This is a genomic window from Oleiphilus sp. HI0128, assembly GCF_001635365.1.
Map to the genome: position 1 here is coordinate 1 of NZ_LWGG01001148.1, position 827 is coordinate 827.

An 827-nucleotide genomic window follows, 5' to 3' on the forward strand; every position below is an offset into this window, starting at 1 on the left:
CTAAGTGATTCGCAAGTGAATGCCTTATATACCGAGACACGTTCATGTGGCGCCTATCAGCCTCTTGCTCACTTTGCCTTTGAGCAAAATAATTGGTCGGGCGCAGGCGTGTCGATCGAGGATTATTCGGGTAACGGTAATGCGGGATTAAGTGTCGGTAGTGCAGAGTCCCATGCCAGCGGCCAGGTTTGTAAAGGTAGTTTTATTCCCGACAACTCAAATTCAGCAACGATTGATGCCATTGACTCACAGCTGGACTTGGACACAGACGTAGGGAGTCAAGGGACTATTGTGCTTTGGTATCGAGCTGAAGAGAACTGGGTGGGGAGTGGAGATAAGACCTTAATTGATGCAACTACCGATGTCATAGGAAATTCTAACGATAAGTATTTCTTCTTGGCAAAATTAAATGATGGTCGCTTACGATTTGCCTTGGAAGATAGCGCGGATCTTGATTTCAACTTATACACAAGTGCTAACTCAGTTGTTGCGGGAACGTGGGTTCATCTTGGCGTAACCTGGGACTTATCTGCCGATGAATTGCATATATATGTTGATGGAAGCTCTGCTGCCTCATCGTCAATTTCATCTAACGGCACTATGGGTGATGTAGGAAATATCTTCTTCGGGGACAATTCATCTACTTATCTAACACCAGGCGCTTCAGCTTATGGCCGTTTGGATGAGATTAAAGTTTACGATAGCGTGCTGACTGAAGCAGAAATTGGAACGGCTATGGGGGACTCTCATGCTTGTAGCTCGTGTTCTTTAGGTAGTTTTTCGATTACTCAGCCTGACTATGGGTTAGCCTGCCCGAGTTCCAGAGC

General features: G+C 45.9%; 1 protein-coding gene. It reads left to right on the top strand.

Going from position 1 to position 827, the window contains the following annotated elements; translation table 11 throughout:
• Positions 1-827: LamG domain-containing protein (locus A3763_RS19425; protein WP_197482993.1), on the top strand; the 827-nt coding region annotated here is incomplete at both ends.